This is a genomic window from Planococcus sp. A6, assembly GCF_028823615.1.
Lineage (GTDB): Bacteria > Bacillota > Bacilli > Bacillales_A > Planococcaceae > Planococcus.
This window is the reverse complement of the sequence record NZ_JAPEHT010000155.1, coordinates 1-6,894: the sequence shown is the minus strand read 5'-3', so window position 1 is coordinate 6,894 and position 6,894 is coordinate 1. Positions and strand designations below refer to the sequence as shown.

Annotated in this window: 7 protein-coding genes; 5 read left to right on the top strand and 2 right to left on the bottom strand. The window is 49.1% G+C overall.

The window, feature by feature from the left end; genetic code table 11:
- Positions 1 to 15: 15 nt before the first annotated feature.
- A complete protein-coding gene (locus ON064_RS16305; RefSeq protein ID WP_058381180.1) occupies positions 16 to 276 on the bottom strand; it encodes a DUF1871 family protein in 261 nt (86 codons plus the stop codon).
- A 75-nt stretch (positions 277 to 351) separates the two neighbouring features.
- On the opposite strand from ON064_RS16305, the gene ON064_RS16300 reads away from it, so the two are divergent.
- Positions 352 to 1,521, top strand: coding sequence for a MalY/PatB family protein (locus ON064_RS16300; protein ID WP_274625591.1), 1,170 nt, complete (start codon positions 352 to 354; stop codon positions 1,519 to 1,521).
- A 49-nt stretch (positions 1,522 to 1,570) separates the two neighbouring features.
- On the opposite strand, the gene ON064_RS16295 is transcribed toward ON064_RS16300, so the two are convergent.
- Positions 1,571 to 2,266, bottom strand: a complete 696-nt coding sequence (locus tag ON064_RS16295; protein WP_274625590.1) for a peptidylprolyl isomerase — start codon at positions 2,264 to 2,266, stop codon at positions 1,571 to 1,573.
- Positions 2,267 to 2,397: 131 nt separating this feature from the next.
- Here ON064_RS16295 and ON064_RS16290 point away from each other — a divergent pair, with 131 nt between their 5' ends.
- The 4 genes from ON064_RS16290 to ON064_RS16275 form a co-directional block, all read left to right on the top strand.
- Positions 2,398 to 3,630: an MFS transporter gene (locus ON064_RS16290; RefSeq protein WP_274625592.1), complete on the top strand. Its 1,233-nt coding sequence runs from the start codon at positions 2,398 to 2,400 to the stop codon at positions 3,628 to 3,630.
- Between the two features lie 233 nt (positions 3,631 to 3,863).
- Complete coding sequence (locus tag ON064_RS16285) at positions 3,864 to 6,278, top strand: Na+/H+ antiporter subunit A (protein WP_274625589.1); 2,415 nt, start codon at positions 3,864 to 3,866, stop codon at positions 6,276 to 6,278.
- Entirely contained in the window at positions 6,265 to 6,687 is a 423-nt protein-coding gene (locus ON064_RS16280) for a Na(+)/H(+) antiporter subunit B (protein ID WP_121301100.1), read from the top strand. Before ON064_RS16285 ends, ON064_RS16280 begins: the two co-directional genes overlap by 14 nt.
- On the top strand, positions 6,687 to 6,894 hold a 208-nt coding region (locus ON064_RS16275; protein WP_274625588.1), incomplete at its 3' end, for an NADH-quinone oxidoreductase subunit K. The genes ON064_RS16280 and ON064_RS16275, both read left to right, overlap by 1 nt.

The window sequence follows — 6,894 nt, the reverse complement described above, 5'->3', positions numbered from 1 at the left end:
TTATTTTGGCTTTTTTCAAATGATGTGTTTTGCTTCATACTTTACGGCCAATAGCTTATAGGAAACTTCCACACATTTCTCAAGCGGAATCCATTGCTTGAAGCTTGATTCGTATATGCCTTGGATCGCTTTCGCTAAATCTGATGGATGGTCGATATCGTGCAGCCTGTCGATGACATCATTCGCTTCTGTGTGGTACTCGCCAGTGCCGACAGAAAATGGGTCCCACCCTTCCATAATCCTCAGCGCTCTTTTATCCATGTCCACCGTATCCATTCGTTTTCACCTATCATTCCTGTATCGTTAACAGCTATAATATCATAGAAACCAAAAAGAAATGAGGAGATTGCTTTGAATTTGTTCGAACAAACACATGACAGGCGGGACAGCCGTTCGGTGAAATGGGGGCGGATGGAGTCAGTCTATGGAATGCAGGATGCATCCGGTATATTGCCGATGTGGGTTGCGGATATGGACTTTCCGGCTCCGCCTCCAGTGACTGACGCTTTGCGAGAACGATTGGAACATCCGATTTTCGGTTATTCATACATATGCGAAGAATGTAAAACAGCAGCCGCGGACTGGCTGGAAAAGCGGCATGGCTTAATCGTCCAAACTGATTGGATGCTGTTTCATCAAGGGGTTATCCCAGCCATGGCAAGTATCATCGACGTCTTTACCGACATTGGAGATCACGTACTCGTGACACCGCCTGTCTATCCGCCATTTTTCTCCATCCCTAAAAATCTTGGACGCGGAGTCCTGTACTCCGAATTGACAGAGCAAGACGGCGAGTACACCATCGATTGGGCTGATTTTGAAGCCAAGCTCAAAAAAGCACGGTTGTTCATTTTGTGTAATCCGCATAACCCCGGCGGCAAATTATGGACGGTGGAAGAATTGAAGCACATCGTTGTGTTGTGCACACGCCATGATGTGTTGATTCTTTCGGATGAAATCCATAGCGACTTAATTCATACAGGTGAAACCCATACACCGTTGCTGTCGGTTGCCGGCAGTGAACGAAACCGCATTTTCACGTGCATCGCGCCGACGAAAACCTTTAACCTGGCCGGCATTCAAGCAGCGATGATTGTCGCTGCTGATTCCGACAAGCGCGTGCGTTTGGAACAGCATATGCAAGCACACGGCACCGGCTCTTTGAATGCATTTGCGCCTGTTGCCTGGAAAGCCGCGTATGAACAGGGCGAACCATGGCTGACTGAATTGCTCGAAGTATTGGCCCACCATATCGATTATGCGGTGGAACGGCTCGAACAGGAAGTTCCTGGCTTGAAGATCCGCAAGCCGCAATCGACTTATTTATTATGGATCGATTACCGGGCGCTCGGTTTCAGTGAAGACGAAGTGATGAAACGCCTGCTTGAAAAAGGCAAAGTGGCGCTTGAACCGGGATCGAAATACGGTGAAGCCGGCCGCGGTTTCTTGCGCATGAACATCGCGTGCCCTAGGCAGACCTTAGAAGATGGTGTCAGCCGAGTCATCCGCGCACTCCGTTGATATGTTTGAAAAAAAGAAAAAAGCTATCGCCCGCTGCGATAGCTTTTTCTTATTGCTCGATGATATCGATCGATTCGATGACGATGTCTTCAAGCGGTTTATCATTTGAGCCTTTTTCGACAGCTGCGATTTTGTCGACGACATCCATGCCTTCATCGACCTGCCCGAAGACTGTATGCATCCCGTCAAGCCAAGGCGTTCCGCCCATTTCTTCGTAAGCTGCCGTGATTTCTTCCGGGTAATCAGAGGCACTTCCTTCTTTTATTTCTTTTGCCTGCACGATAAAGAACTGGCTGCCGTTTGTTCCCGGCCCGGCATTTGCCATCGACAAAGCGCCGCGGAAATTGAATAGCCGGTCGCTGAATTCATCTTCGAAAGCCTCACCGTAAATGCTTTCGCCCCCGCCTCCTGTGCCGGTCGGGTCACCGGTCTGCAACATGAAATCTTCTATGACTCGGTGGAAAATAACGCCGTCATAATAACCAGATTCGGCATGCCCAAGGAAATTCTCTACTGCTTTTGGCGCGATTTCAGGGAATAGGCGGATGCGGATCGTGCCTTCTGATGTATTCAGATCTACAACCGCTTCTTCTGTTATTCCTGGTTCAAGTTGCGGATAGCCTTGCACTTCTTCTGTTGAAGCAGGCTCCGTTCCGCCTGTTTCCTGTTGTTCTCCCGAGCTGCCGCATGCTGCTAGTGCAACTGCAGAAATCAAGAGGATTACTGACCATAAACTTTTTTTCATTTCGTTTCACCCCGCTTAATTCTAGCATAGAATAATTCAGAATACAGTGGTAATTTATTCTGCTTTTTTCGGGTAACGAACTATTATATAATATAGGAAGAGTTTTGGTTTTCAGAAAGAAGGGGTTCCAACTGGATACTCAAAAAAGAAATTTTTACATTATCATGTTTACCAATTTCCTGGTCGCCGGCAGCACGACGATGATCATGCCGTTTTTGTCGCTGTACATTGAATCGCTTGGCAGTTTTTCGGATGAGTATGTGCAACGCTGGTCAGGGTTGGTGTTCGGCGTGACCTTCGTCGCCGCGTTGTTCATGTCGCCGGTGTGGGGGCGCATCGCAGACAAATACGGCTTCAAGCCGATTTTGATCATCAACGGCTTCGGGATTGCCACCAGCATCTTTCTGATGGGGACAGCTGACTCCGTCCTTGGCTTGTTCATGATCCGCTTATTCATGGGCGTCGTGACGGGATTCATCCCAACTTCACTTGCTTTCGTCAGTTCCCAGACGTCCAAGGAGACGGCCGGCAAAACGCTCGGTACGCTTCAAATGGGCAGCGTGTCGGGTACCTTGTTCGGGCCGGTGCTCGGCGGCTTGATGGCCGATGCGTTCGGCTTCACTTATACGTTCCTCATCACTGCTACGATCATTGGCATCGCCGCATTATTCGTTGTCTTAGGGCTGAAGGAAATCCGCAAGCCGAAACGAAAAGATGCCCATGTCTATGCGCGCAGCACCGTGATCCACGGCATCTTGCATCACCGCTTGCTGCTGAATGTCATGATCATCACGGCTTTGATCCAAATTGGCAATTTCAGCATCCAGCCCTTATTGTCTTTATATGTTGCTGAATTGACGGAAGGCACCGCCCAAGTAGCTTTTCTCGCAGGTGTCACGTTCAGCGCGACGGGCGTCGGCAATTTGCTGTTCGCTAGGCTCTGGGGAAGGCTTGGGGATTCGGTCGGTTATGAGAAGATTCTCGGCTTGCTGTTGCTGCTCGCATTCTTGTTCATCATCCCGCAAGCCTTTGTCACCGAGCTTTGGCAGCTGATCGTTCTGCGCTTGTTCTTCGGTGTAGCGGTCGGCGGCATGATTCCGACAACGACTGCCCTGATGCGCCGCGAAGCGCCAATCGACATCCAAGGCGAAGTGATGGGCTATAACACCAGCTTCCGCTTTCTCGGCAATATCGTCGGGCCGATGTTCGGCGGTATCGTCAGTGGGTTTATCGGAATTTCTTCCGTCTTCGTTGTAACCGGATCATTATTCGTTTTCGCCTTCGTTTTCCTCTGGTATACAAAAAAACAACCGGACCAGGATTTCGAAGATGTGCTCTTGGAACAAGAGCTGAAACACTCCTAACATCTTCCAAAAAACACTTGTTGGATAGAGAGTCCTTCTTTCAGCAAGTGTTTTTTGTGTACACTTTTTAAATTCGCAATATTCTGTTTATCGAGTTTCTTCCTATTACAAAATACATGAAATCTTTACGCTCTTCCTCCTAGCTGCAAGGGTGTACGGTGCAAAACCGCTCTGAATGCGTTATACTTTTTAATTAGAAACTCATCACGTACCACTTTGGAAGGAGGATTCATTTGTCTCTTGTATTTCTGATTTTCATACCGATCCTTGCAGCGCTGTTTATTCCGCTGCTATTTAAACGACTCGGCCAGATCCATACAGGCTGGTTCGTTTTACTGGTTCCGGCAGCGCTGTTCTTATACTACGCCACCCGCCTTCCTTCAGTTATGGAAGGTGGCACTTATGTATCTGAACTTTCGTGGATTCCTTCCCTCGATATCGCCTTTATTGCGTATCTCGATGGGTTGAGCTTATTGTTCACTTTGCTGATTACCGGGATCGGCGCACTCGTTGTGCTATACTCGATTTTCTATTTGGACAAGCACCGCGAACAATTACATAACTTCTATGTGTATCTATTGATCTTCATGAGCGCCATGCTTGGCGTCGTGCAATCGGATCATTTGATCACGCTGTACTTGTTCTGGGAATTGACTTCGATTTCCTCATTCTTGCTGATCGCTTATTGGTATACGCGCGATCGCTCCCGATTCGGCGCATTGAAGTCGATGATGATTACCGTCTTCGGCGGCTTGATGATGCTTGGGGGATTTGTGTTGCTCAGCATCATGGGCGGCACGTATTCGATCCGCGAATTGATTGCACAAGCTCCAGAACTTGCACAGCATGACTTCTTCATCTGGGCCCTGGTTCTTGTGCTGCTCGGCGCATTTACGAAGTCAGCACAGTTTCCATTTTATATCTGGCTGCCGGACGCGATGGAAGCACCGACGCCTGTCAGTGCCTATCTCCACTCCGCAACAATGGTTAAAGCCGGCATTTACTTGGTCGCCCGCTTGACACCGGTCTTCGCCTTATCTGAAGTTTGGATGTGGCTTGTTGCCGGCGTCGGGTTGTTCACGATGGTGTGGGCATCGTTCTTCGCTTTGAAGCAGAAGGACCTAAAAGGCATACTGGCCTTCTCGACCGTTTCACAGCTGGGCCTCATCATGTCGCTGCTCGGTGTTGCTGCAGCAGCTTACCATGTAGAAGGCGCTGCTGACACGTATTTGAAATACGCAGCGTTCGCGGCGATATTCCATTTGATCAACCACGCAACCTTCAAAGGAAGTCTGTTCATGATCGCAGGCATCATCGACCATGAAACCGGGACGCGCGATATCCGGAAACTCGGCGGTTTAATGAGTTTGATGCCGGTTAGTTTCACGGTCGCATTAATCGGCTCCTTGTCGATGGCGGGCCTCCCGCCTTTCAACGGCTTCCTCAGTAAAGAGATGTTCTTGACGGCGATGCTGTCGCTGCAGGAATTCAATATGTTCTCGATGGACGTCTGGTGGGTATTGTTCCCGATCATCGCTTGGATTGGTTCGGTCTTCACGTTCATCTACAGCTTATATTTCGTCTTCCATACTTTTGCCGGCAAACATCAGCCGGAGCAATTGCCGAAACAAGCGCATGAGGCACCGATCGGCATGCTTATTTCACCGGTTTTTCTTGCCGCACTCGTCGTAATGATTTTCTTCATCCCGAACTTGATCGGGGATTGGCTTGTGAAACCCGCTGTTGCCGCTATTCAGCCGTTTCTTTATGATTCCCCGCAGAATGTGGATATCCATGTTTCGGCGTGGCACGGCTTCAACACTGAATTATTCATGACACTAGGTATTTTTGCAATCGGTGGCTTGATGTTCTGGACGCTGCGCAAATGGCAGCATCTATACGATCTGTATCCGGATTCCATCTCACTGAACCGCCTTTACGATGAAATGATGCTGCTCAGCGACGGAGGGGCCAACCGCTTCTCCCGGATTTATATGACAGGTTTTATCCGGTCATACCTCGTCTATATGTTCAGCTTCATGACATTCATCGTGTTGCTGACCTTGTTCTTGAACGAAGCGTTCCAGATCGACTTTAACAATTTGGCGCCAATTGGCGTTTATGAAATTGTTATCCTTCTGGCATTGGTCGGTGCGACTTTGACGATTCTCGGCTCCAAGTCCCGTTTGACCGCGATTATCGCACTAGGGGCTGTCGGCTATTCAGTGGCACTGCTGTTCGTCATCTTCCGCGCACCTGACTTGGCCTTGACTCAACTCGTCATCGAAACCATCTCGGTCGCTTTGTTCTTGCTGGCGTTCTATCATTTGCCACAGATCAGCCGCAAGGAAGAGCGTATGAAATTCCGCTTTGGCAATGCACTCGTTGCACTTGGCGTCGGCGTCACAATGACTTTGGTCGCGTTATCGGCCCATTCACAAAAAGCTATGCCTTCGATTTCCGAATTCTACAAGGAAACAGTTTATAAAGAAGCGGGCGGCGGGAATATCGTCAACGTCATTCTCGTCGATTACCGTGGGTTTGATACCTTGTTCGAGATTGCAGTACTCGGCATTGCGGGCATCGGGATTATTACGATGATCCGCCTTCGCCTCACGAAAAAGGAGGGTCAGCATGAGAACAAATGATGTCATGCTTCAAACCGCCACGAAAGTGGTGACCTTCATCATCTTGATGTTTGCTGTCCATATTTTCTTCGCCGGCCACTATACGCCGGGCGGCGGGTTTGTTGGGGGATTGTTGACCGCAAGTGCCATCGTCTTGTTGATGCTTGCGTTCGACATCCCGACCATCAAGAAGATCCTGCCGATTAATTACGTCGTGCTGACCGCTGTCGGTTTGCTGATTGCTATCGCAACCGCCAGTGCATCGATCTTTTTTGATGTCCCATTCTTCACACATGCCTATGATTATTTCGATTTGCCGTTGTTCGGCGAAACCTCCCTGCACTCGGCATTGTTATTTGATATAGGCGTCTATTTGGTTGTTGTAGGAGTAACGATGACCATTATTCAAACGATTGGAGAGGATGAATAATGGAAATAGTCATGTCGGTTGCCATCGGCTTATTGTTCATGGCGGCTGTATATTTAATGCTATCGAAAAGTTTGATTCGCATCATTATCGGCACAGGTCTTTTGAGCCACGGCGCCCACCTTTTGCTATTGACAATGGGCGGCCTCGGCGGCACTGCGCCGCCTGTTGTGGCTGATGGGGTAACGGTTAGCGATTATGCCGACCCTC

Excerpts from the sequence above, each read along its gene's own strand:
- ON064_RS16305 (WP_058381180.1), bottom strand. The coding sequence starts at position 276 with ATGGATACGGTGGACATGGATAAAAGAGCGCTGAGGATTATGGAAGGG.
- ON064_RS16295 (WP_274625590.1), bottom strand. The coding sequence starts at position 2,266 with ATGAAAAAAAGTTTATGGTCAGTAATCCTCTTGATTTCTGCAGTTGCA.
- ON064_RS16280 (WP_121301100.1), top strand. The coding sequence starts at position 6,265 with ATGAGAACAAATGATGTCATGCTTCAAACCGCCACGAAAGTGGTGACC.